The 20,362-nt window shown below is 66.4% G+C and carries 16 protein-coding genes and 1 other RNA gene; 1 reads left to right on the forward strand and 16 read right to left on the reverse strand.

The window, feature by feature from the left end; translation table 11 throughout:
• Positions 1 to 94: 94 nt before the first annotated feature.
• From ftsA to rnpB, 16 genes are all read right to left on the reverse strand, one after another.
• Positions 95 to 1,360, reverse strand: coding sequence for a cell division protein FtsA (gene ftsA, locus ACP146_RS03485; RefSeq protein ID WP_422365380.1), 1,266 nt, complete (start codon positions 1,358 to 1,360; stop codon positions 95 to 97).
• A 46-nt stretch (positions 1,361 to 1,406) separates the two neighbouring features.
• Entirely contained in the window at positions 1,407 to 2,303 is an 897-nt protein-coding gene (locus ACP146_RS03490; protein ID WP_422365381.1) for a cell division protein FtsQ/DivIB, read from the reverse strand.
• Positions 2,291 to 3,223, reverse strand: coding sequence for a D-alanine--D-alanine ligase (locus tag ACP146_RS03495; RefSeq protein ID WP_422365382.1), 933 nt, complete (start codon positions 3,221 to 3,223; stop codon positions 2,291 to 2,293). The genes ACP146_RS03490 and ACP146_RS03495 overlap by 13 nt, the downstream gene beginning before the upstream one ends.
• Positions 3,216 to 4,160 (reverse strand): UDP-N-acetylmuramate dehydrogenase, encoded by a 945-nt coding sequence (gene murB / locus ACP146_RS03500; RefSeq protein ID WP_422365383.1) that lies wholly within the window; start codon positions 4,158 to 4,160, stop codon positions 3,216 to 3,218. The genes ACP146_RS03495 and murB overlap by 8 nt, the downstream gene beginning before the upstream one ends.
• Positions 4,157 to 5,593: a UDP-N-acetylmuramate--L-alanine ligase gene (murC, locus tag ACP146_RS03505; RefSeq protein ID WP_422365384.1), complete on the reverse strand. Its 1,437-nt coding sequence runs from the start codon at positions 5,591 to 5,593 to the stop codon at positions 4,157 to 4,159. Before murC ends, murB begins: the two co-directional genes overlap by 4 nt.
• Positions 5,590 to 6,753, reverse strand: coding sequence for an undecaprenyldiphospho-muramoylpentapeptide beta-N-acetylglucosaminyltransferase (murG, locus tag ACP146_RS03510; RefSeq protein WP_422365385.1), 1,164 nt, complete (start codon positions 6,751 to 6,753; stop codon positions 5,590 to 5,592). Before murG ends, murC begins: the two co-directional genes overlap by 4 nt.
• The gene (ftsW, locus tag ACP146_RS03515; RefSeq protein WP_422365386.1) at positions 6,750 to 7,874 is read right to left on the reverse strand and encodes a putative lipid II flippase FtsW; all 1,125 of its coding nucleotides are present in this window, start codon (positions 7,872 to 7,874) and stop codon (positions 6,750 to 6,752) included. The genes murG and ftsW overlap by 4 nt, the downstream gene beginning before the upstream one ends.
• Entirely contained in the window at positions 7,871 to 9,289 is a 1,419-nt protein-coding gene (murD, locus tag ACP146_RS03520) for a UDP-N-acetylmuramoyl-L-alanine--D-glutamate ligase (RefSeq protein WP_422365387.1), read from the reverse strand. The genes ftsW and murD overlap by 4 nt, the downstream gene beginning before the upstream one ends.
• 13 nt (positions 9,290 to 9,302) lie before the next feature.
• Entirely contained in the window at positions 9,303 to 10,391 is a 1,089-nt protein-coding gene (gene mraY, locus ACP146_RS03525; protein ID WP_422365388.1) for a phospho-N-acetylmuramoyl-pentapeptide-transferase, read from the reverse strand.
• 13 nt (positions 10,392 to 10,404) lie between these two features.
• Positions 10,405 to 11,832 (reverse strand): UDP-N-acetylmuramoylalanyl-D-glutamyl-2,6-diaminopimelate--D-alanyl-D-alanine ligase, encoded by a 1,428-nt coding sequence (locus ACP146_RS03530; RefSeq protein WP_422365389.1) that lies wholly within the window; start codon positions 11,830 to 11,832, stop codon positions 10,405 to 10,407.
• On the reverse strand, positions 11,829 to 13,280 hold the full coding sequence (locus ACP146_RS03535; RefSeq protein WP_422365390.1) for a UDP-N-acetylmuramoyl-L-alanyl-D-glutamate--2,6-diaminopimelate ligase: 1,452 nt from the start codon (positions 13,278 to 13,280) through the stop codon (positions 11,829 to 11,831). Before ACP146_RS03535 ends, ACP146_RS03530 begins: the two co-directional genes overlap by 4 nt.
• A 25-nt stretch (positions 13,281 to 13,305) precedes the next feature.
• On the reverse strand, positions 13,306 to 15,087 hold the full coding sequence (locus tag ACP146_RS03540) for a peptidoglycan D,D-transpeptidase FtsI family protein (RefSeq protein WP_422365391.1): 1,782 nt from the start codon (positions 15,085 to 15,087) through the stop codon (positions 13,306 to 13,308).
• On the reverse strand, positions 15,084 to 15,470 hold the full coding sequence (ftsL, locus tag ACP146_RS03545; protein ID WP_422365392.1) for a cell division protein FtsL: 387 nt from the start codon (positions 15,468 to 15,470) through the stop codon (positions 15,084 to 15,086). The genes ACP146_RS03540 and ftsL overlap by 4 nt, the downstream gene beginning before the upstream one ends.
• Entirely contained in the window at positions 15,467 to 16,519 is a 1,053-nt protein-coding gene (gene rsmH / locus ACP146_RS03550; protein ID WP_422365393.1) for a 16S rRNA (cytosine(1402)-N(4))-methyltransferase RsmH, read from the reverse strand. Before rsmH ends, ftsL begins: the two co-directional genes overlap by 4 nt.
• Positions 16,516 to 16,977 (reverse strand): division/cell wall cluster transcriptional repressor MraZ, encoded by a 462-nt coding sequence (gene mraZ / locus ACP146_RS03555; protein WP_422365394.1) that lies wholly within the window; start codon positions 16,975 to 16,977, stop codon positions 16,516 to 16,518. Before mraZ ends, rsmH begins: the two co-directional genes overlap by 4 nt.
• A 451-nt stretch (positions 16,978 to 17,428) precedes the next feature.
• An RNA gene (rnpB, locus tag ACP146_RS03560) (RNase P RNA component class A) lies at positions 17,429 to 17,824 on the reverse strand.
• Positions 17,825 to 18,084: 260 nt separating this feature from the next.
• Here rnpB and ACP146_RS03565 point away from each other — a divergent pair.
• Positions 18,085 to 20,178: a family 16 glycosylhydrolase gene (locus ACP146_RS03565; protein ID WP_422365395.1), complete on the forward strand. Its 2,094-nt coding sequence runs from the start codon at positions 18,085 to 18,087 to the stop codon at positions 20,176 to 20,178.
• Positions 20,179 to 20,362: the final 184 nt, after the last annotated feature.

The raw sequence follows: 20,362 nt of genomic DNA on the forward strand, positions 1-20,362 counted from the left end.
CTTCCGGGAAAAGTCCCCGGACATTCGTTGGCCGGCCTTGCCGGTAGTCATTGCTCCGATCCGGCCGGAACGTCCGCATTGCTGTGCTCTAAACTTAAAAATGTTCACGAAACCAATGCCCCAGGCGGCCGATCAGGCCGCCCATCTCCTGTGCCTCCAAGGAGGCTTCCGCCGGCATCGCGGCATCCGCGGTGACGGCGTAATTCAAAAGGCCCGCGCAGGTCGCATAGGCGGGGCCCGAGGTGGCTTCCGCCAGGCCCTGCACGGCGACCGGCCGGCCGATGCGTACCTGCTTGTCGAGCACCGTCGAGGCCAGCTCGCGGGTACCCGGCAGTTGGCAGGCGCCGCCGGTCAGGACGACGCGGCGTCCGGCGATTTTGTCGAAACCGCTCAGCTCCAGGCGTGAGCGCACCAGCTCCAGCGTCTCTTCGAGACGCGGCTGGATGATGCCGACCAGAAGCGAGCGCGGAATCTGCTGCGAATGGGCGCTGTCCTCCTCGCCCACCTGGGGCACGTCGATCAGCTCGTTCTCGTCGGTCGGCACGGCGATGACGTGGCCGTAGAGGGTTTTCATCCGTTCGGAATGGGCCAGCGGCGTCGAAAGGCCGCGGGCGATGTCGCTGGTGACATGGTTGCCGCCGACCGGGATGACGTCGGTGAAGATCACGTTGTTTTCGTAGAACACCGCGATGGTGGTGGTGCCGCCGCCCATATCGATCACGGTGACGCCCAGCTCGCGTTCGTCTTCGACCAGGCAGGCGAGACCGGCGGCGTAGGGGGAAACCGCGAAAGCCACCGGATCGAGGTGGCAGCGCTGGATGCAGGTGGCGACGTTGCGCACCGCGCCGGCGGCGGCGGTGATGATGTGCATGTGCACGCCGAGGTGTTCGCCGTACATGCCGCGCGGGTCGCGGATGCCGCGGCTGCCGTCGATGGAATAGCCGGTGGGAATGGAATGGATCATCTGCCGGCCCTGGTCGTCGCGCTGGCGGGCCACCTGGGTCTGGTGACCGTGCTCGACGGCGCGGCGCAGATCGGCTTCGCCGACCTCGTGACCGTGCAGCGCAACCTCGACCCCGACGGTGGTCGAGGCCGGATAGCCGCCGGAAAGATTGACCACCACGCGGTCGATGGTCTCGCCGGCCATCTGCTCGGCGGCATGGACGGCGTTCAGGACCGACGCCTCGGCCAAATCCATATCGACGATCGCACCGCTTTTGATACCGCGGCTGATCTGCTGTCCGATGCCGATCACCCGGGGGGCGCCCCCTTCGTCGGCGCGCGCGATGAAGCAGCAGACTTTGCTGCTGCCGATATCCAATGCCGCGACGATGCCGCCTTTCACCAAGCCCTTCCTCATGCTGCGCTCTGCGCTCCCTTGTCTGTCAGCAGTGGGATACGACTGCTCATGTGTTCTCACCGTCTTCATTGGCGCCGTTCGGCCCGATTTCGCGGTCGGTGCGCACCACCAGGCGATCCGGCAGGCGCAGGTCAATCACCACGACGTCGCGCGACAGCAGACCCTGCTGGCGTTCGATCTTGGCCAGTTGTGCCCAGGCTGCCTCGGCGTCATCGGCGGGCAGGCGCACGTCGATGCGCCCTTCGATCTCGATGTTCCAGCGGCGTCCGGCGACGCGCACCGCGGCGGTGACCCGTTCCTTCAATTCCGGTTCGCTGTTGACCACGGCGATCAGCCCGGCGGCATGGGCGGCGGCGTCAGGGCCGACGACCAGCGGCAGATGGGCGAAGCGGCGTGGCTCGATGTCAGGGATCACCTGGCCCAGGTGGTCGATGACGCGGACCGCGCCGTTTTGCTGCCAAAGGGCCAGGGGCGCACGCTCCTGCAGGCGGATATAGATGGTGTCCGGCAACTGCCGCTCGACGCTGGCCTGGCGCACCCAGGGCAGGGCCTCGAGTGTCTGTTTGGCCGCTTGGGGGTCGACGCCGAGGATCGGCAGGCCGCGGGCCAGGCCCAACTGGCTGAGGATCAAAGACCCCTCGGTGCGGTTGCGCCCCTCGACCAGAACCTCTTCGATCCGCAGGCCCATGTCGGCGGAACCGTTCAGGGCAGCGACCTGCAGCGCCTCCACCTGACGTCCGAACCAGCCGTCCTGCCACAGCCAGCCGACGCCGGCGACTGCGGCCAGACCGGCGGTAACCGGCACCGCGCGCCGGACCAGGCGCCAATTGATCCCGGCCGGCTTGCGCCGTGAACCGGTCTTCCGGCGCTTGGCCGTGCCGCGCTTGGCGCCGCTTTTCTTGCGGGTCTTGGTGGAGCGGCTAAAGGGGTTCAGGAATCGCATGCGGCGTTCTCCACCATCCAGGCACAGAGTTCTGAAAGAGACAGCCCGGCGTGGCGGGCCTGTTCGGGGACGAGGCTGTTCGAGGTCATGCCCGGCTGGGTATTGGTTTCCAGGTAATAGAGTGCGCCCGGTTGTTTCTCGGTATCGTCGTACCGGAAGTCGGAGCGGCTGACCCCGCGGCAACCGAGGGCCTGGTGCGCCGCGAGCGAGGCATCCAGGGCCTGCGCATAGATGCTTTCCGGCACCTCGGCAGGGATTACGTGGACGGCGGCCACCTGACTGTCGTCGGAGTACTTGGCGTCGTAGTCGTAGAAGCCGTCGCCGAGGGGCTTGATCTCGGTCACCGCCAGGGCGCGGTCGCCCATTACGCTGACCGTCAATTCGCGTCCGGGGATAAACGGTTCGACCAACAGTTCCTGGTCGGGCTGCCAGCCGATCACGGCGATGGGCGGCTGGTTGTCGCCTTCGCGGACGATCCGGACCCCGACGCTGGAGCCTTCGCGCGGCGGCTTCACCACATAGGGGCGCGGCATCGGATCGCCGCGCTCCAGCTCCTCGGCCTTGATGATAAGGCCGTTCGGGCTGGTGACGCCGGCCGCGGCCACCACGTTCTTGGCCATGACCTTGTCCATGGCGAGGGCGGAGGCCAGCACGCCGGAGTGGGTGTAGGGGATCTGCAGCAGTTCCAGCAGACCTTGAACGCAGCCGTCTTCGCCCCAGCGCCCATGCAGGGCGTTGAAGATCGCGTCGGGGGCGGGTTCCAGGGCGGCGACCAGGGCCGCCATGTCGCGGGAGACGTCGATTTCGCTGACACGGTACTTCGCCTCGCGCAGGGCAGCGGCGCAGGCGGCGCCGGAATTCAGCGACACTTCACGCTCCGCGGAAACCCCGCCCATCAGAACGGCGACGCTTTTAGCCATTGGCGCCTCCCGTTTCCGGGGTGACGCCGAGACGGCGGATTTCCCATTCCAGCATGACGCCGCTGTTGTCCTTCACCCGGCGGCGGACTTCTTCGCCGAGGGCTTCCAAATCGGCGGCGGTCGCGTTGCCGGTGTTGATCAGGAAGTTGCAGTGTTTTTCCGAGACCATGGCGCCGCCGACCTTCAGGCCGCGGCAGCCGGCCGCATCGATCAACTCCCAGGCCTTGTGCCCTTCGGGGTTCTTGAAGGTGCTGCCGCCGGTGCGGGTCTTCAGCGGCTGGCTGGCGGCGCGTTGATTCTGAATCTCGTGCATCCGCGCTTCGATAAGGGCCGCATCGCCGGGTTCGCCATGCAGGCGCGCGCCGAGACAGATCCAGTCCGCCGGCAGGGCTGAGCGGCGGTATTCGAAGCCCATGTCCTCCAGGCTCAGGCGATGCACCTTTCCGGCGGTGTCGGCGGCTTCGGCCCAGACCAGAACGTCCTTGATCTCCTTGCCGTAGGCGCCGGCGTTCATGCGCAGAGCGCCGCCGATGGTGCCCGGCACGCCGGAGAGAAATTCCAGTCCGGCAATGCCGAACAGCTTGGCGGAGGTGGCGACGTTGATGTCGAGGGCCGCCGCGCCGCAAAGCACATCGCCCTCCACCGCTTCGATGTCGGCGAAGCCGCGGCCGAGGCGGATGACAACGCCCGGCAGGCCGCCGTCGCGGATCAGAACGTTGGAAGCGACGCCGAGCACGGTGACCGGCACGTCGGCGGGTTTGCCGGCGAGGAAGGTCAGCAGGTCTTCGCGGTCGGCGGGGCGGAACATGACCTCCGCCGGGCCGCCGACGCGGAACCAGGTGATACCGCCCAGCGGCGCCTGCTCGGTGAGACGCCCGCGCACGGTCGGCAGGCGGGAAATGAGGGGATTGTCCTGCATCGCTGCCATGGCGGTCATCGTCCCCCTCCGGCTGGAGAAGACCCGTCCTGCAGGGCCTGCAGTTCCGCCGGCAGGGCGTTGGCCCAGGCGGTGATGTTGCCGGCGCCGAGGCAGACGACGAGGTCGCCGGGCGCAGCCAGCTCCTGGATCATGCTCGGCAGGGCCTCGGCGGATTCCAGCGCCAAAGGCTGGCGGTGGCCCCGGGCGCGCAGTCCCTCGACGAGGCCGTCGCGGTCGGCGCCCGGAATCGGCTGCTCGCCTGCCGCGTAAACGTCTGCGACGATCACCGTGTCGGCATCGTTGAAGCAGCTGCAGAACTGTTCGAAGAGGTCGGCCAGGCGGCTGTAGCGGTGCGGCTGCACCACGGCGATCACCTTGCCCTCGGCGGCCTGGCGCGCGGCGGCCAGAACGGCGGTGATCTCCACCGGGTGGTGGCCGTAGTCGTCGATCACGGTGATGCCGCCGGCCTCGCCCGTACGGGTGAAGCGCCGCTTCACGCCGCCGAAGCCCGACAGCGCCTGGCGGATGTTCGGCTCCTCCAAGCCCATCTCCCGCGCGACGGTGATGGCGGCGAGAGCGTTCATGGCATTGTGCTGACCCAGCATCGGCAGGTGCATGGCCTCGATGCGGGTTACGTCATCGCCGCCGCGGTCGGTGACCACGATGTCGAAGGTCAGACCGCCGTTCTCGACGCGGATCTCCTCGGCGCGGTAGTCGGCCTGTGGGCTCACGCCGTAGGTGATGATGCGGCGGTCCTCGATCCGCCCGATCAAGGACTGCACCGAAGGATGGTCGATGCAGAGCACGGCGAAGCCGTAGAACGGGATGTTCTCGACGAAGACCTCGAAGGCCTGATGCAGCGCTTCCTCGCTGCCGTAGAAATCCATGTGTTCCGGGTCGATGTTGGTGACCACGGCGATGGTCGCCGGCAGTTTTGTGAAGGACCCGTCGCTCTCGTCGGCTTCGACCACCATCCAGTCGCCGTCGCCCAGGCGCGCGTTGGTGCCGTAGGCGTTGATGATGCCGCCGTTGATCACCGTCGGGTCGAGGCCGGCGCCGTCGAGCAGCGTGGCGACCATGGAGGTGGTGGTGGTCTTGCCGTGGGTGCCGCCGACGGCGATCGACCACTTCAGGCGCATCAGTTCGCCCAGCATCTCGGCGCGGCGCACGATGGGAATGAAACGCTGGCGCGCGGCGTCGACCTCGGGGTTGCCGGTCTTGATGGCCGAGGAGATGACCACCACCTGGGCGTCGCCCAGGTTTTCGGCGCGGTGGCCGACGAAGATCTCGACCCCCATCTTGCGCAGGCGCTGGACATTGGCGTTGTCCGACATGTCGCTGCCCTGGACCTGATAGCCCAGGTTGGCCAGTACCTCGGCAATGCCGCTCATGCCGATGCCGCCGATGCCGACGAAGTGGATGGTGCCGAGGTTCAAGGGAAGGCCTCTCATGCCGCGGCCTCCTTCTTTGTATCCGGAGCACCGGTCAGGCGTTCGCCGTTGCCGTCGTCGAGACTGCAGACCAGATCGGCCAGATCGCTGGCGGCGTTCAGATGCGCGGCAGCGCGGGCGCAGGAGGCGGCGCGGGTGAGCAGGGCCGGTGAGGACAGCAGCGAGGCCAGGCGGTCGCAGAGGCTCTCGGCATCGAGGCCGGATTGAGGCATCAGCCAGCCGCCGCCGACCTCAACCAGGGCCTGGGCGTTGCCGGTCTGATGATCGTCGGTGGCCGAGGGGAGGGGGACCATGACCGCGGGCCGTCCGGCGGCCGCCAGCTCGGCGACAGTCGAGGCGCCGGCCCGGCTGATCACCAGATGGGCGGCGGCCAGTCGCTCCGGGACATCGTCGAAGAAGGGCGCCAGATCGTGGGTCACGCCGCAGCCGTCGTAGAGCGCTGCCACCGCGTCGACCGCCTGTCCGGGAACCTGCTGATTGACCACCAGGCGCCGCCGCAGGTCTTCCGGCAGCCGCGCAATCGCGGCCGGGACCACATCGTTGAACACCTTCGCGCCCTGGCTGCCGCCGACGACGAGCAAGCGCAGTTTGTCGTTCTCGCCGGGCACGGCGTAGGGACGGTTACCGCTGGCGGCAATGGCCGGGCGGACCGGGTTGCCGGTAATGCGCAGCTTCGCGCGGTCGCTATCGGAGATTCCCTCGACGCGGTCGAAGGAGGTGGCGATGACGGCAGCGCGCGACGCCAGCAGCCGGTTGGCGCGGCCGATGATGGAGTTCTGTTCATGCAGCACGACCCTGAGGCCGCGATGGGCGCCGGCAAGCACAGAGGGAACCGAGGGATAGCCGCCGAACCCGACGACGACCTCGGCGCCGGCGCGCTTCAGATGGCCGCGCGCCTGGAGATAGCCGAGCGCCAATTGCACGGCGGACTTAAGCTTCTTGCCGATGCCGGCGCCGGCCATGGCGCCGGCGGGAATGCGGTAGGTTTCGACCTGCGGCAGGTCGGGGCCGAAGCCGCCGCCGCGCCGATCGGTGATCAACATCACCTCGACGCCGCGCGCCAGCAGTTCGCGCGCCAGGGCCTGGGCCGGGAACATGTGGCCGCCGGTGCCGCCGGCCGCCAGGGCGACCTTGCGGGGAAATCTGGCTGCCGCGGTCATGTGCCGGCCTCCCCACCGACCCGCCGCCGGGTCAGCGCCAGAAGCATGCCCATACCCAGTGCCAGAGCCATCAGCGAAGAGCCGCCGTAGCTGAGGAAGGGCAGGGTCATGCCCTTGGTCGGCATGAGGTGCAGGGTGGAGGCCATGTTGATGAAGGCCTGCAGGCCGAACTGCACCAGCAGGCCGCTGGCCGCCAGCAGCACGAAGAGCGAGTTTTCCTGCAGCAGGCGGGCAAAGCCGCGCAAGACGACGAAGGCAAAGAGTGCGAGAATCAAAAGGCAGGCGATCAGGCCCATCTCCTCGCCGGCGACGGCGAAGATGAAATCGGAATGGGCATCGGGCAGTTGCGCTTTCACGGTGCCTTCGCCGGGGCCGCGGCCCAGCAGACCGCCGTTCATGAAGGCTTCGATGGAACGATTGATCTGATAGCGGTCGCCGGCGGCCGGATCGAAGAAACTGTCGACCCGGGCCGAGACATGGGGCAGGGCGAAGTAGGCGGTGACCAGTCCGGCGGCGCCGACCACGGCGAGCACGGCGATCCAGGCCAAGGGCAGCCCGGCGAGGAAGACCTGGGTGCCCCAGATCGCGGTCAGCAGCACGGCCTGGCCGACATCGGGCTGCAGCAGCAGCAAAGCGACCATCATCAGCCAAAGCGCGACGGCGATCTTGGCGCCCGGCACGCCGGTTTCTTCCTGGCGCAGAGAAAACATCCAGGCGGCCACCACGGCGAAGCAGGGCTTGGCGAATTCCGAGGGCTGGAGGGAGAAGCCGGCGAGATTGATCCAGCGCGTGGCGCCCTTGATTTCAGGCCCGAACAGCAACGTGAGAACCAAAAGGGCGATAGAGCCCAGCAGGCCGACACAGGCGATGCGGCGGACCCAGCGCGGCGTCGCCAGGGACATGGCGACCAACAGTGCCGCGGCAAAGGGCAGCAAGACGATCTGACGGCTGGCGAGCTGGAAGGACTTAAGGCCGATGCGCTCGGCGGCGGCGGGGGAGGCCGCCAGCATCAACACGGCGCCGAAGCCCATGAGGGCGATCAGCGACAGCAGGGTCCAGCGGTCCACGGTCCACCACCAGCGGCCCAGCAGGCTGGTATCGGTGCGCGCGAAACTCGTCATGACGCCCCCGCAGTGCTGAGCGCGCCGGCATCGATCTCGCCGCGCTCGCCGGGCAGGGCCGTGACGAGGTCGCGGAAGGCATCGCCGCGGATCTCGAAGTTGCGGTACTGATCGAAGGAGGCACAGGCCGGTGAGAGCAGGACGACGGCGCCGGGATGGCGCTTCGCCTCGGCCGCCGCGGCGGGTACCGCCTCTTCCAGGCGGCCGGACAGCGTTACCGGCATCTTGTCCTGCAGCACCGCCGCAAAGTCCGTGGCGGCCTCGCCGATCAGGAAAGCATGGACGATGCGGCCGAAGAAGGGCTCCAGTCCGCCAAGGCCGCCTTCCTTGGCCTGCCCCCCGGCGATCCAGATGATCTTGTCGTAGCAGGCCAGAGCTTTGGCGGCGGCATCGCCGTTGGTGGCTTTTGAGTCGTTTATGAAAGCAGTGTCGTCGATCACCGCCAGAATCTCCTGGCGGTGCGGCAACCCGGGGAAAGAGCGCAGGCAGGCGGCGATGACCGGGGCATCGACACCGATTGCCCGACAGGCGGCATAGGCCGCTGCGGCATTCTGCCAGTTGTGGGTGCCCGGCAGGCTGGCGACCTCTTTCAGGTCGAGCGCGGGTACCTGCTGGCCGTCCAGATCGTCGATCAGGACGCCGTTCTGTACATAGACGCCGCCGGGTACGATGCGCTCACCGGAAACCGGGATCACCTCCTGCTCGTCGGCGGCCTTCAACTCGTTGAAGATCGCGGCGCAGGTTTCGTCATCGACACCGATCACCGCAGAGCGCGGCTTGGTCTGGCGGTGAAAGATCGAACGCTTGGCGTTCACATAGCCTTCGAAGCCGCCGTGACGCTCCAAGTGATCGGGGCTGATGTTCAGCAGCACCGCAACGTCGAAGGTGATGGAGAGGGTCAGCTCCAACTGGTAGGACGACATCTCCAGGACGTAGACACCCTCCAGATCCAGCGCCTCCAGCGTCAGCACCGGTGTGCCCAGGTTGCCGCCGATGGCGACGGCGCGGCCGGCGAGTTCCAGGATGTGGCCGGTCAGCGCCGTGGTGGTGGATTTGCCGTTGGTGCCGGTGATGCCGAGGTAGCGGGCGTTGCGCTGGGCCCGGCCGAGCAGCTCGATATCGCCGATGATCTCGCAGCCGTGCCGGCGCGCCAGCTCGGCCACCGGGTGCGGTTCGGGATGCGTGTGGGGAATGCCGGGCGACAGCAACAGGCTGGTCAGTTCCTGCCAGTTGGCCTGGTGCAGATCGACCAGGGGAATCTCGGCCTCGCGCGCCTTGGCACGCTGGTCTTCGCTGTCGTCCCAGGCCCAAACCTCCGCACCGGCGGCCTGGAGCGCCTTGGCGGCAGCCAGGCCGGACTTGCCGAGGCCGAGTACGGCAACGGGCAAACCGGCGAAGAAGGAAAGGTCGATCATGATCGCAGCGGCCTCACCTCAGCTTCAGGGTGGAAAGGCCGATCAGCGCCAGGATGGAGGCAATGATCCAGAAACGGATGACGATGGTCGGCTCGGCCCAGCCCTTCTTTTCGAAGTGATGGTGCAGCGGGGCCATGCGGAAGACCCGCTTGCCGGTCAGCTTGAAGGAAGCGACCTGCACCATGACCGAAACCGTTTCCAAGACGAAAAGTCCGCCGATGATGGCCAGCACCAGTTCGTGCTTGGTGACCACGGCGATGGAGCCCAGTGCGCCGCCGCAGGAAAGCGACCCGGTGTCGCCCATGAAGACCATGGCCGGCGGAGCGTTGAACCAGAGGAAGCCCAGGCTGGCGCCGACCAGCGCGCCGCAGAAGACGGCCAACTCGCCGGTGCCGGGGACGTAGTGCACTTCCAGGTAATTAGCGAAGAAAGAGTTGCCGACGAGGTAGGCGATGAAGGCGAAGCAACCGGCGGCGATCATCACCGGCACGATGGCGAGGCCGTCCAGGCCGTCGGTCAGGTTCACGGCATTGGAGGCGCCGACCATGACCAGTACGGCAAAGGGAATGAAGAAGATCCAGAGATTGATCAGCAGATCCTTGAAGAACGGCACCGCGAGGTGGAGATCCATCTCCGGCGGTGCGATGTAGGAGATCCACATGGCGACCGCGGTGGCGATCACAAACTGGATCAGCAGTTTCAATCGGCCGGGCAGGCCGTCGCTCGACCGCTTGGTCAGCTTCATGTAGTCGTCGATGAAGCCGACGGCGCCGAAGCCGACGGTGACGATCAGAACGCACCAGACATAGCGGTTGGTCAGATCCGCCCAAAGCAGGGTGGAGATGGTGATGGCGATGAGAATCAGGAAGCCCCCCATGGTCGGGGTGCCCTTCTTGGTCAGCAAGTGCCCTTCCGGCCCGTCTTCGCGGATCGGCTGTCCTTCGCCCTGCTTCGAGCGCAGCCAGGCGATGACCCGCGGCCCCAAGAGGAAGCAGATGATCAGCGCCGTGATTACCGCACCGCCGCTGCGGAAGGTGAGGTAGCGGAACAGGTTGAAGACGATGTGTTCGTCGGCGAGGGGGACCAGAAGGTTATAGAGCACGCTATGCTGTCTCCTACTGCCCGTTCGCCGCGTGGGGCTGATCCTGATCGAGCGTCATCAGGGCGTCGATCACCAGGGCCATGCGCGAACCCAGCGAACCCTTCACCAAGACGCTGTCACCGGGCTTGACGGCTTGAACCACGGCGCCGGCAAGCGCCTTTGAATCTTCGGCATGCGCCCCGCGCAGCGCTTTCGGCAGGGCCTCGTGCAGGGCCGCCATGTCGGGGCCGCAGGTGAACACCAGATCGATGCCGTTTTCCTGCAGCGGGGCGGCAAGACTGGCGTGCATCTCCGCCGACTGGTCACCGAGTTCCAGCATGTCGCCGAGCACGGCGATGCGCCGCCCATTCTCGCCGAGGCTGGATCGGCCCAGCACTTCGAGAGAAGCGCGCATGGAGGTCGGATTGGCGTTGTAGCTGTCGTCGATCAGCTTGAAGCTGCCGCCTTGGGTTTCGATGCTGTGGCGCTCGCCGCGTCCCTTGAGAGGGCGCAGGTTGGCAAGCTGTGCCGCGGCGGCGGTCATGTCCGCACCGGCAGCGCCGATGGCGGCCAGGACCGCGAGAGAGTTCATGACCCAATGGGCGCCCGGCATGGCGATGCAGTAATCCAGCTCGACGCCGCGGATCACGGCTTTGACGCCGCTGCAGGTGGCATGGAGCGATTCCTCGATCAGCCGCGCATCGGCCTCCTCGTGGCGCCCGAAGGTGATGATCCGGCTGAGCCCGGCGGCCTCGGCCTTGTCGCGCAGGTGATGAAACAGCGCGTTGTCGCGATTGAGAACGGCGCAGCCGTTGGCGTCCATGCCTTCGAAGATCTCGGCCTTGGCGTCGGCGATGCCGGTGATCGAGTCGAAGTTGCCGAGGTGGGCCGGTTCGATGTTCGTGATGATCGATACATGGGGGCGCACCAGGGCGGTCAGCTCGCTGATTTCGCCGGCATGGTTCATGCCCAGCTCAAAGATGCCGTAGTCCGCGTCGCGCTGCATCCTTGCGAGGCTGAGCGGCACGCCCCAGTGGTTGTTGAAACTGCCGACGCTGGCGGAGGTGAGGCCTTGCGGCTCCAGGCAGAGGCGCAGAGCCTCTTTGGTGCCGGTCTTGCCGACCGAGCCGGTCACCGCGATCAGACGGGCATGGCTGCGTTCGCGCGCCGCGGTGCCGAGGCGCCAGAGCGCGGCGAAGCTGTCATCGACGATGATCAGCGGATCGCTCTCGTCGATGCCGTCGGCGCGGCGGTGAACCATGGCCGCAGCGGCCCCGGCTTTGATGGCTTTGCCGGCGTAGTCGTGGCCGTCGAAACTCGGGCCTTTCAGGGCGACGAAGAGATCGCCGGTCTCCAGCGTCCGGGAATCGATGGAGACTCCCGTCGCTGCCCAGTCTCCGGTCAGGCGGCCGCCGGTTGCTTGGGCGACTTCCTCGGCGGTCCAGAGGGCGGGGCCGGTCATGCGCGCTGCCCTCCAGCTTCCAGAATGGCGGTTCGGGCGACGTCCCTATCGTCGAACGGCAAGACTTGTCCCCCAACAATCTGGCCAGTCTCATGGCCCTTGCCGGCGATGACCAGGACATCGCCCGAACCCAGCGCGGCCACCGCGGTGGCAATGGCCGCCCCCCGATCGCCGATCTCTTCCGCGCCCGGCGCTGCCGCCAGCATCGCCTGGCGGATCGTCGCCGGGTTTTCGCTGCGCGGGTTGTCGTCGGTGATGAAGGCCTTGTCGGCCAGGCGCACGGAAATCTCACCCATCTGCGGCCGCTTGCCGCGGTCGCGGTCACCGCCGCAGCCGACCACGACGCTGAGCTGGCCTCGGGTGTGGGGGCGTACCGCCTTCAGCACCGTCTCCAGCGCATCCGGTGTATGGGCATAGTCGACGTAGACGTGTCCGCCGGCGGCGGTTTCGCCCACCAATTCCAAACGGCCCGGCACGCCGCCCAGCTTGTTCAGAGTCGCTGCGGCTTCTTCAGGCGCGACCCCACCGGCAATCACCAGGCCAAGGGCAGCCAGAACGTTTTCGGCCTGAAAGGCGCCGACGACACCCAGGGAAACCGAAATGTCTTTGCCGAGCAGACGCAGTTTCAGGTCTTGGCCGGTCGCCGTCGGCAGCTGCTCCAGCAGTTGCAGGTCGCTGGCGGCGCGGCCATAGGTGAGAAGCGTCACGCCGCGGGCGCGGCAGGCCTCGGCCACCTGAATCCCCGCCCGATCGTCGATGTTCACCACGGCGGTACCGTCGGCCTGCAGCAGCTCGGTGAAGAGCCGCAGCTTGGCGGCCAGGTAGGCCTCCATGGTGCCGTGGTAGTCGAGATGGTCGCGGGTGAGGTTGGTGAAGGCAGCGGCGCTGACCCGGATCCCGTCAAGCCGATACTGGTCCAGTCCATGGCTTGAGGCTTCCAGCACAACATGATCAACGCGATCACGGGCCAGCGACGCAAGGCAGCGGTGCAGTTCCACCGGATCGGGCGTTGTCAGCGAGGCCGGCGCGTCGGGACGCGGCGGCTGCAGGCCGAGGGTGCCCAGGCTGGCCGCGTCGCGGCCCAGGGCTTGCCAGATCTGAATGGTGAAGCTTGCGACCGAAGTCTTGCCATTGGTGCCGGTGACGGTGACGGCCGTCGCCGGCTGGCGTTCGAAAAAGCGGGCGGCGAGCAGCGCCAGGCGCCGCCGCGGGTTGGGGTCGGTGATCAGGGCGACGCTCTTTGCCGCCGCGGGCAGTTCGGTGCCCTCCGGCGCCAGGACCGCCGCCGCACCCTGGGCCAGGGCCTGAGGAATGAAGTCGCGGCCGTCGACGCGGCTGCCCGGCAAGGCGGCAAAGAGATAGCCCTCGGCGACCTGCCGGCTGTCCGCCGTCAGACCGCTGATCTCCATCTCTGCCAAGGCCTCTGCAGGTGCCGCTTGCGGCTGCATTCCATTCCCTTCCGTTGCGAGCAGATCAGTTAGACGCAAGCTGGCGTCCTTCCGCGCGCTCTTCGATATCGACCAGAAGCTGTTCGACCATCGCGTCGCCGTTGTCGCGCGGCGCGATGCCGACGAGGGGGGCGACGCGGGTAACGATGTTGTTGACCGCCGGCGCGGCAACCCAGCCGCCGGTGGCATAACCGAAGGTCTCCTTGGTCGGCTTCGGCTCGTCGATGGTGACGAAGACGACGTAGCGCGGCTTGTCCATCGGGAAGCCGGCCACGAAAGAGGAGATGCGGGCGTTGCGGGCATAGCGGCGCCCGGCAAGCTTGTCCGCGGTGCCGGTCTTGCCGCCGACGAGGTAACCCTCGGCATTGGCCTTGCGGCCGGAGCCCTTGATGACGACCAGGCGCATCAATTTGCGGATAGTCTCCGACGTCGCTTCAGAGATGATCCTCGGCCCCTTGGCCACCTTGGCCGGATCCCGCCGCAACAGGGTCGGGCGCACTTCCGTGCCGCCGTTCACCAGACCGGCGACGGCGCCGGTCAACTGCAGCGGCGAAACCGCCAGGCCGTAGCCATAGGAAATCGTCATGGTGTTGATCTCGCGCCAGGGCGAGGGGATCAACGGCTGGGCGACCTCCGCCAGCTCGACGCTGGCCGGCTGCAACAGTCCGAGACGCTTCAAAAAGGTCTTCTGCGCCGGGGTGCCGGCGTCCATGGCCATATGAACCGTGCCGATGTTGCTGGAGTAGATGAAGATCTCCGGAATCGTCAGCCAACGGTTCTTGGGCTTGAAGTCCCTGATGGTGAAGCGCGAGATACGGATCGGTTTGCGCGTATCGTAGCCGTCGCGCAGGGTGACGACGCCTTCGTTGAGCGCCATGGCCGTGGTGAAGATCTTGAAGATCGAGCCCATCTCGTAGGTGCCCAGGCTGGCGCGGTTGAAGCGTGCCTCGGTGGGAGCGGCGGCAGGCTTGGCCGGGTCGTAGCTGGGCAGGGAGGTCATGGCGACGATCTCGCCGGTGTTGGCATCCATCACCACGCCGGCGCCGCCGATGGCGCTGAAGGTCTCTATCGATTTCGCCAGCTCCTCGGCGAGGATGTGCTGGATGCGGATGTCGAGGCTGAGCTGCAGCGGCTTGGCCGAAGCGCGCAGCACGTCATCAAAGGACTGTTCGATGCCGGCCAGGCCCTGGTTGTCGACGCCGGTGAAGCCGACGACATGGGGCGTCAGGGCGCCGTGCGGATAAAAGCGCCGGTGCTCGCGCTGGAAATAGAGACCGGGGATACCCAGGCGGTTCACCGCATACTGCTGGCGCGGCGTCAGGTTGCGCTGCAGCCAGACAAAGGAGCGCTCGCTGCCCAGTTTGGCGCCGAGCTGGGCCGGGCTGACATCGGGCAGCACCTCGGAAAGACGCAGGGCGGCACCCTCGGGGTCGCGCACATGCCGTGGATTGGCGTAAAGCGAAGCCGTCGGCAGGGTGGTGGCCAGGACGATGCCGTTGCGGTCAACAATATCGGCGCGCCCGGTCTCCAGCCCGCCGGAGGAAAGGTTGCGCGCGATCGACGGTTCGTGCCGGTCGGTCATCAGGCCGAAGTCGACGAGGCGCCAGCCGATCAGGCTGAAAGCCAGGGCGAAACTGACGGCGGCAACCAGCAGACGGGTGCGGCCGGTCTCCAGAGTCTGTCGGGCGGTGCCTTCAAGACGCAGTTCCACCGGGCGGCCGCCCTGCAAATCGAAGCTGGGCAGCTCGGCGGCCGTCGCCGGCGGTAACGGCTTGGTCTGGGAGCGGACGAGATAGCGACGGATCATCGGTCGATGGCTCCCGTTGCGGCGGCGGGGGCCGCGACCAGGGTAGCCGGCCCCTTGGCAGCGCTGCCGTCGCCGTCTTCCTCACCCTCTTCACCCGGCAGTGTCTCACCGGGAAGGGGCAGCTCGGCAAAGTCGATGATCCGCTCGGCCGGGATCGGCGCCAGGTTCAGGTGCCGTTCGGCCAGGGCGGCGATGCGCGCCGGGTTGTTCAGGTAGCTCCATTCGGCTTCCAGCACGTGAATGGCCTCCTGATCGCGCAGGATCTCGCGGTGCACCGATTTGATGTCGTGCTCCAACTCCAACACTTCCTGTTTGATCTGAAACAGCGTCAGGGCGGTCGCAGAGCCGGCGAGGATCCAGCAGAAGATGACGAAGCGCCTCATGACCGACCTGCCTGGCTGGCACGCTTACCGGGTGCGGGGGTGTCGTTGCGCTCGGCGGCGCGCAGATGGGCGGAGCGCGCGCGCGGGTTGTCGCGGCATTCGGCTTCGCCGGCGCTTCGGCTGCCGCGAAACAACGGCCGGAAAGTTGCGGCGGCTGCGCCGTCATCCTGGACCGGCGGCAAGTGGCGGGAGCGCGCGGCCCCTTCGCCGCTGCGGGCGCGCAGAAACTGCTTTACCTGCCGGTCTTCCAGAGAGTGAAAGGAAACCACGGCGAGGCGTCCGCCGGGGCCCAGCAACTGCTCGGCCGCTTCCAGGCCGCGCTCCAGTTCGCCCAGCTCGTCATTTACATGAATGCGCAGGGCCTGAAAGGTGCGGGTTGCCGGATCGATGGCCTTGGCGCCACGCTTGGCCGTCTGTTTCACCGCGCCGCGCACCAGGTCCGCCAGTTCGCCGGTGCGGGTGATCGGCTTTTCGGCGCGCGCCGTCACGATGGCCCGGGCCACCTGGCGCGAGCGGCGCTCCTCGCCGTAGCGGTATATAATGTCGGCCAGCTCAGCTTCCGGCAGGTTGTTCACCACCTCGGCGGCGCTGGGCCGGCCGGCGGCTTTGTCGTCGTCCGGCCCCTCCATGCGCATGTCCAGGGGGCCGTCGAAACGGAAGGAGAAGCCGCGCTCGGCCTCGTCTATCTGCATCGAGGAGACGCCGAGATCCAGGGCGATGCCGTCCAGCGGGCTGTCCAGGCGATCGGCCAGCAGCGCCTTCATGTCGCCGAAACAGCCCTCGATCATGTGCAGGCGGCCGGGATAGTCCTCGGCCAGTTTGCGGCCGCGGGCCACGGCGCTGCGGTCCCGGTCGATGCCCCAGACCGTGCAGTCGGCGGCATCGAGGATGGCGCGGCTGTAGCCGCCGGCACCGAAGGTGCCGTCAACGTAAATGGCGCCGTCGCGCGGCGCCAGGGCTTCCAACACTTCGGCGAGCAGGACCGGCTTGTGCGCCCCGCCGCTTGCCCCGCCGGCTGCCCCACCCTTCATCGGGGTTTCCGCATTCATCGCCCACCTCCGCCGCCGGCCGGAATGGTCAGCCTTTGGGAGCGGGCGCGGCTGCGCGCTTCCGCCTTGTGACGCTCCAGGGCGTCGGGGTGCCAGATCTGAAAGAGTTGTCCCATGCCGACAAAAGCGGCCTTGTCGGTGATGCCGGCATGGTCGCGAAAGCCCTGGGGCAGCATGATGCGCCCGGTGCCGTCGAAGGGAAGCTGCTGGGAATCCGAGAAAATCGTGGTCGCCAGGTCGTCGTGGGTTTCGGAGAAGAGATCGATCTCTGACACCCGGGCGATCATCTGCTCCATGAAATCCATGCCGCAGCCTTCGATCGCATCGGCGCGATGCGAACGGAAAGCGACGATGCCGTTAAACGACAGGCCGGCGAGTGTCTGGCGGAACACAGCGGGGACGGAAACCCGGCCCTTCTGATCCACCTTGTTCTCGAAGGTGCCAATAAAGACTGCCACCTCGTTCCCCCGCGGCTCCTTTCCCGCCGTTGTTCAGGCCGCCCTGGCCGGATCGTTTCGCTCGTTTCGCAGGGGACCATCCGCTTCCGGAGGGTCCCGGCCCCACGATCTGGCAAAAATTGCCGTAGTTTATCCCCAATATGGGATCGTTTGGGATATCATGGGATTTTATGGGTGTCAATGCCAACACAAGTAATTCCCTGGGGTTAACAACAGCTTAAAGCCCATGAGTAAGGGCTTTTTTGTGTAGTTGTGGCAGCCCTTGTGGGTGTCGTCTGAAAAGCCACAAGTAAGAGTGACGAGAAATTGTGGCAGCACTTTGTTCGATCTTTGTTCTTATTGGGCTCTGTTCTCGGCTTTGGGACACTGTTTCAGAGCCCTGTCGCGCCTGTCCGGGCGACAGAAAGCGTCCAGGGTGCTTGGGATTTTTACTGTAAAAACAAAGAGATAATAAGCCAGACGGTCTGTAAGCCGGGTTCTGTCCCGCGGGTTGCCCCGCATGGATGGCCATTCATCTGGGGCCCTCGTTGCCGAAGGCCTCGCGCGATCGACCCGGACGGCGGCGCGAAAACCCGCCCGGCCCCACCCCGAAAGGCTGGCCCGGCCGTCCCTACTTGATCTTGCTCCGGGTGGGGTTTGCCCTGCCGCCCCCGTTGCCGGGGGCGCGGTGCGCTCTTACCGCACCCTTTCACCCTTACCTGTCCAAAGACCGGCGGTTTGCTTTCTGTGGCACTTTCCCTGGGGTCGCCCCCGCCGGGCGTTACCCGGCACCCTGTCTCCGTGGAGCCCGGACTTTCCTCCCCCGCCGCTGCGGAACAGCGGCAAAGGCGGCCATCCGACCGTCTGGCCCCCCACAGCTAGGCTTTGCCGACGCCTGGGTCAACCGCCGCGGTCTGCTGCCCGTGACAAAGTTGTGGGCTTAAGCGCTGGGTAAGCCTTCGCGGGAAAGATTGGCGAAACGGCAATCCCCGATTGCGGTGCCTGTCTTTCCAATGAAGCGGCAGGTATCGCAGGCCCCGTCGGCGGACATCAGGATGATGTGCGTCTCAGCCGGAGTGAAAGGGGAGGGCGCGTTGCGACACGAGACACGCAGGATAGCGAGATTCGATGAGCACCATCTTCAATGCCAGGGGCATTCCCCTTTCCTATAGCGCCAGTTCCATCAACCACCGCACGGCAAGCGCCGGGACACCCGAACTTCACGGTACGGCAACCCACGACAGCCTCTGGGGCCAGTCCGCGATGACGGTCGCCATGTACGGCGGCGCCGGCGACGACATCTATCATCTCTACTCCGGCCGGAACCGGGCCTTTGAGTCCGAAGACGAAGGTATCGATACGGTCGATACCTGGATGAGCTACCGGCTGTCCGAGGAAATCGAAAATCTCATCGTGACCGGCAACAACCGCTTTGCCTTCGGCAATGCCACGGACAACATCATCACCGGCGGCTCGGGCCGGCAGACCCTGGATGGGCGTGGCGGCGACGATGTGCTGAAGGGCGGTGGCGGTGCCGATGTCTTCGCCGTCACCCTGGGCAACGGCAGCGATCTGATCCTCGATTTCAGCGCCGATGATGTCCTGCGTCTCACCGGCTACGAGATCAATTCTTTTGATGCTTTGCTGGAAAGGACCAGCCAGTCCGATGGCGACGTTTGGATCGAACTCGGCGGTGGCGAGTTCCTCGTGCTCGCCGACACCAGCGTCGACCGGCTCAACGCCGAACAGTTTCAGCTCGGTCTCGATCTCTCGGACTTTGCGCTGAGCTTTGCCGATGAATTCGACAGCCTCGATCTTTGGGACGGGCAGAACGGCACCTGGGATACGAACTACTGGTGGGGCGCACCCAACGGCAGCACCCTGCCGAACAACAACGAATTGCAGTGGTACATCGACCATGACTACGGGCCGACCGCCTCCGTAAATCCCTTCAGCATTGCGGACGGCGTGCTGACCATCACTGCGGCGCAGACACCGCAGGCGATCAGGCCGGAGATCAACGACTTTCACTACAGCTCCGGCATGCTGACCAGCTATGAGAGCTTCGCCCAGACCTACGGCTACTTCGAGATCCGCGCCGACATGCCGGAGGGCCAGGGGCTCTGGCCGTCTTTCTGGCTGATCCCGGCCGACGGTTCCTGGCCGCCGGAGCTGGACGTCATCGAGCTGCGCGGCCAGAACCCCAACGACCTGATTCTCACCGCCCACAGCGAAGCCAGCGGCGATCACACCATCGACGACCGTGTCGCCCATGTTGCCGACGTCGGCGGCTTTCATACCTACGGTGTGCTCTGGGGGCCGGAGGAAATCGTCTGGTACTACGACGGCACCGAGGTCGGCCGCACGGCAACGCCCGCGGACATGCACGAACCGATGTATATGATCGCCAACCTTGCGGTCGGCGGCATCGCCGGTGCGCCAGCCGACAACCTGGCGACGCCCGGCGAAATGAAGATCGATTACATCCGGGCCTATGCCCTCGACGACGCCCCGCCGCCGGGTGACCGGATCGTGCTCGGCGGCAAGGGTGACGACAACCTGACCGGCGGTGCCGGCGACGATCATCTGCGCGGCAAGGGCGGTGACGATTTGCTGCGCGGCCTTGGCGGCGACGACCGGCTTGTCGGTGGCGCCGGTCTCGACACGCTGGACGGCGGCGCCGGCAACGACACGGTGGACTACGCCAACGCGCCGGTTGCCTGGCATATCGATCTGGCCGCCGGGACCGCCGTCTATGGCACGCGGGTCGAGACCCTCATTTCCATCGAGAACGCGGTCAGCGGTCATGGCAACGACACCCTGGCCGGCGACGGCGGTGACAACGCCCTCTTAGGCGGCAAGGGGCGCGACCGGCTTATGGGCCGCGCCGGTGACGACAGCCTGACCGGCGGCAGCGGCGCCGACACCTTCGTCTTCGGTGGGCTCGATCAAGCCGGCGGCGCAGGCCACGACCGCATTCTCGACTTCCAGAAAGGGTCGGACATCCTCTCGTTCCACGACCTGATCGATGCAGACGGCGACGGCGATATCGACCTGGATGACCTCGGCGCCGCGATCACCGATGTCACCGACGGCGGCGGCAAGGTCTTCGTCTCCTTCGACAACGGGTCCTCGCTGACTTTCCTCGGTGCGGGCACGGGCGCAATCGCCTCGATTAGCGATCTCGTCGAGGATGCGGCCAGCCAGATCCTCGTCTCCTGATGTCTCTGTGACACCAATGGGGCGGCGTTAAGGAAGCGGTAACCTTTAGGAGAAATTTGAGACAAGCGGCGCCCTTGGGTTGCTGTGTCAGGGCGTTCCAGGCAGAACGGGCGGCACAACAACGCCGCTGCTTGTTTTGGGAGAATCAGGCAGCAAGAAAGGCAGACAGGAGCAGTCGGAAATC

Origin of the sequence: Pelagibius sp., assembly GCF_965249265.1 — a bacterium.
Lineage (GTDB): Bacteria > Pseudomonadota > Alphaproteobacteria > Kiloniellales > Kiloniellaceae > Pelagibius.

Excerpts from the sequence above, each read along its gene's own strand:
- ftsA (WP_422365380.1), bottom strand. The coding sequence starts at position 1,360 with ATGAGGAAGGGCTTGGTGAAAGGCGGCATCGTCGCGGCATTGGATATC.
- ACP146_RS03490 (WP_422365381.1), bottom strand. The coding sequence starts at position 2,303 with ATGCGATTCCTGAACCCCTTTAGCCGCTCCACCAAGACCCGCAAGAAA.
- ACP146_RS03495 (WP_422365382.1), bottom strand. The coding sequence starts at position 3,223 with ATGGCTAAAAGCGTCGCCGTTCTGATGGGCGGGGTTTCCGCGGAGCGT.
- murB (WP_422365383.1), bottom strand. The coding sequence starts at position 4,160 with ATGACCGCCATGGCAGCGATGCAGGACAATCCCCTCATTTCCCGCCTG.
- murC (WP_422365384.1), bottom strand. The coding sequence starts at position 5,593 with ATGAGAGGCCTTCCCTTGAACCTCGGCACCATCCACTTCGTCGGCATC.
- murG (WP_422365385.1), bottom strand. The coding sequence starts at position 6,753 with ATGACCGCGGCAGCCAGATTTCCCCGCAAGGTCGCCCTGGCGGCCGGC.
- ftsW (WP_422365386.1), bottom strand. The coding sequence starts at position 7,874 with ATGACGAGTTTCGCGCGCACCGATACCAGCCTGCTGGGCCGCTGGTGG.
- murD (WP_422365387.1), bottom strand. The coding sequence starts at position 9,289 with ATGATCGACCTTTCCTTCTTCGCCGGTTTGCCCGTTGCCGTACTCGGC.
- ACP146_RS03530 (WP_422365389.1), bottom strand. The coding sequence starts at position 11,832 with ATGACCGGCCCCGCCCTCTGGACCGCCGAGGAAGTCGCCCAAGCAACC.
- ACP146_RS03535 (WP_422365390.1), bottom strand. The coding sequence starts at position 13,280 with ATGCAGCCGCAAGCGGCACCTGCAGAGGCCTTGGCAGAGATGGAGATC.
- ACP146_RS03540 (WP_422365391.1), bottom strand. The coding sequence starts at position 15,087 with ATGATCCGTCGCTATCTCGTCCGCTCCCAGACCAAGCCGTTACCGCCG.
- ftsL (WP_422365392.1), bottom strand. The coding sequence starts at position 15,470 with ATGAGGCGCTTCGTCATCTTCTGCTGGATCCTCGCCGGCTCTGCGACC.
- rsmH (WP_422365393.1), bottom strand. The coding sequence starts at position 16,519 with ATGAATGCGGAAACCCCGATGAAGGGTGGGGCAGCCGGCGGGGCAAGC.
- ACP146_RS03565 (WP_422365395.1), top strand. The coding sequence starts at position 18,085 with ATGAGCACCATCTTCAATGCCAGGGGCATTCCCCTTTCCTATAGCGCC.